The following is a 2,958-nucleotide window of genomic DNA, read 5'->3' as shown; positions in this document are numbered from 1 at the left end:
CGCTTTCGGATCTCGGCGGCAAAAAGCGGCCCGAACCGGTGACACCAAAACCGCACAGCTTCGCGGCTGACATCGATGCCGCGTTCGTGCGAGCCAGGTCCTCGACATTGCGAAGCGAGAGCGGGAACCGAACATACATCATCACCGCCAGGTGGATGATCTCTCGACTGGTTTTGAAGTATTTGAAAGGGTCGCGTTTTGTCATGCGGGCAGGGTAGGGGGGATCAGTCAGGCTCAAGCCAGGTTCCTCTGACATCGCCCTTTCAGGCGCACGCAACCATTCCCGACCTCTTGGATGATTAAGGCGGGTTGACATGCTGTTTGGTATCAACTTACTTCATGCTGTTTGGTATCAACTTACTTCATTTAATATATTCGGATTTTGAGGGAGACCTGCGAATGCAATTGGCGCGTCAGGTAGCTGAAGAGCAGCGCTTGAATTTGACTGAGGAGCGGGTAGCGTTTGGAGCCGCCGTTGCGGCGCAGACCGAAGACTTGGATCTTGCTAAGCGCCTGCATAGTGAGGTTCAGGTCTATGGTAAGGGCAAAATTTCACCCGAATTAAGTCGGATCATAATGGAAGGGGCCGGCGAAATTCTCGGTCAAACGCCGAGGCCTCTGGCGGCAACATCTGAACTCGCCCAACTTCTCGTCGAGGCCTGCACCGCCTCAAAACCGACTTTAGCCGAACGCTCTCAGCTACTTGATCAATCGGCCCTGCTTTCACGCAGGCCGGTAGCGCCCGCTGCAACGCCCCTGAAAGTCGCGATCATCGGTGCCGGTGTTTCGGGGATTGCCGCGGCCCATGACCTCAGAAAAGCAGGACACGAGATTACTCTTTTCGAACGTCTATCGGCTGTTTCTGGCGCTTGGAATCAGAATCGATATCCGGGCTGCGGCGTCGATACGCCAAGCTATGTTTACAGCTTTTCCTGGGCTCAAAAACCTGACTGGACGCGTTATTTCGTACGCCGGACGGAGATTGACAATTATATTAACCAGGTAGCCGATGAGTTCGGGATCACGCCCTTCATTCAGTTCGACACAGAAGTTATAAAGTGTAAACAGCACCCCACGCTTGGATGGCAGGTGACCAGCCAAACCTCGAATTCGGAGCCAGTTGTCGAAGACTTTGACATTCTGATTTCTGCTGTCGGTCAACTGAATACCGCCGCCTATCCCGAGATCCCGGGGCTTGGGGATTTCAGGGGCGATCTGGTCCATACAGCCGAATGGGAGGAGGATATCGTCTATCGCGACAAACGGGTTGCGGTTATTGGTGCCGGAGCCAGTGCCATGCAGGTTGCGCCCACCATTGCCCCTGATGTCAAGCACCTTACAGTCTTTCAACGCCAGCCCCACTGGGTAATGCCGAATCGCCAGTATCTGGCCGAGGTTGGGCAAAACGAAACCGAGCTTCTGAGAGATTTCCCACCGTATCTTGCTTGGAAGCGCTTGGTTTACAATTGGACCTATGGAGATTCGGTCTTTCCAGCTTTGAAGCGTACGCCGACCTGGAAAGGTAAGAGCTCGGATGCACTTAATCCGAAGAGCGCTCACCTTCGCGATATGATGAAGGCACATATCGCGCGCGAGCTGGCATCGCGGCCCGAACTTATTCCGATTATGACCCCTGATTACCCACCCTATACGAAGCGGGTTCTGCTGGACAACCAATGGTATCAGACTTTCCTTCGCGATAACGTATCCCTTGAATGCAGCACGATTGAAAAATTCACCAAGACCGGGATCACGACGGCCAGCGGGCATCACGAGCTTGATCTTATCATTCTGGCAACCGGATTTCAGGCCAGCCGTATGTTGCAAACATTCGAGGTTGAAAACACTCAAGGGCAAAAGTTACATGATCTGTGGTGTCAGGACGATGCGCGCGCATATCTGGGCGTCACTGTGCCAAGCTTCGCGAATTTTTTTGTCATGTATGGCCCGAATACAAACTTAGCCTTTGGTGGATCGGCGATCATTCATTCGGAAATACAATCCACCTATATTCTGCGCTGTCTCGAGCTAATGCAGGCTCAAGGCGCTAAGGCTATCGAATGCCGCGCGGAGGCTTGTGACGCCTATAACATCGAGGTTGACGAACGGCTGAACACCCTTGTCTGGTCTGCGGCCCGCGCGCGCAACTGGTTTACCAATGCTGCAGGCCGCGTCACGACTAACAGTCCATGGAGCATAGGCGAATATTGGCAGCGCATGGAGCACCCCCAAACCGACGATTTCATCTTGTATCATCGGTAAGAGACCACCCGAGATCATTTCCTTTTCTGACAGAGCCTTCTTAGTCCGCCCTTCTCTATTCGGCGCGTTTAGGTCAAGCGCTTTCGAGCTTTCCGCCGCATTGGCATTCGGTGTCTTTCGCGGGTGACCTGCCCCCCACTGGTCCCTCGTTCATGACGAGAGTCTGCAGGTTGGTGCCCGTTCGATCATACTGCGCGTGCCATCGCGGATAATGTCGGTCAACGCATCCGGTGCAAATCCAGATGGATCGGGTCGCTGGGTGATGGTATTCTCTTGCATGTGGCATATGCGGATTTCAGAAATACCGGACAGCGATTACGCTAATTCCCGGACAGCCGTTTCAGTAATTCCCGGACAATTCGGGCACGGCTGATCATCTGCCTGCGATCATGTTTCGGTTCGGATAGTCTCGGTGTTTTCCGCGAAGGTCAAGTTCGCGTCTCGGTCCTTTCTGCGCGTGCTGTATCCCTTGAGTTCGATGCGGTGGGCGTTGTGAACGATCCGATCGAGGATGGCGTCGGCAATGGTGGGGTCGCCGATCATGTCATGCCAACCCGAGATCGGCAGCTCCCAACTTCAACAGTTAAACGCGTAAGTGATTGATATTATTGATGCGGGATATCTGCTTTTGCCACAACCGGGCCGTTTCAGGAGGGTGTTTTCAGGCTCAGTGCATCGAAGAGTTCCAATTGCTCC

General features: G+C 53.7%; 2 protein-coding genes and 1 pseudogene. 1 reads left to right on the top strand and 2 read right to left on the bottom strand.

Features of this window, described 5'->3' with window-relative positions:
- A pseudogene (locus DL899_RS19060) lies at positions 1-205 on the bottom strand (IS6 family transposase); the annotation flags it as partial.
- 194 nt (positions 206-399) lie between these two features.
- Here DL899_RS19060 and DL899_RS19055 point away from each other — a divergent pair.
- Entirely contained in the window at positions 400-2,262 is a 1,863-nt protein-coding gene (locus DL899_RS19055) for a flavin-containing monooxygenase (RefSeq protein WP_162685672.1), read from the top strand.
- 387 nt (positions 2,263-2,649) lie between these two features.
- On the opposite strand, the gene DL899_RS19050 is transcribed toward DL899_RS19055, so the two are convergent.
- Entirely contained in the window at positions 2,650-2,823 is a 174-nt protein-coding gene (locus DL899_RS19050) for an ATP-binding protein (protein WP_420821007.1), read from the bottom strand.
- Positions 2,824-2,958 lie beyond the last annotated feature (135 nt).

It is taken from the genome of Roseovarius amoyensis, assembly GCF_003260265.1.
In the GTDB taxonomy this organism is placed as follows: Bacteria; Pseudomonadota; Alphaproteobacteria; order Rhodobacterales; family Rhodobacteraceae; genus Roseovarius; species Roseovarius amoyensis.
This window is presented reverse-complemented; position numbering and strand designations above follow the sequence as displayed.

What these genes read in the sequence shown, in the direction of transcription:
- DL899_RS19055 (WP_162685672.1), top strand. Translation starts at nt 400, where the DNA reads ATGCAATTGGCGCGTCAGGTAGCTGAAGAGCAGCGCTTGAATTTGACT.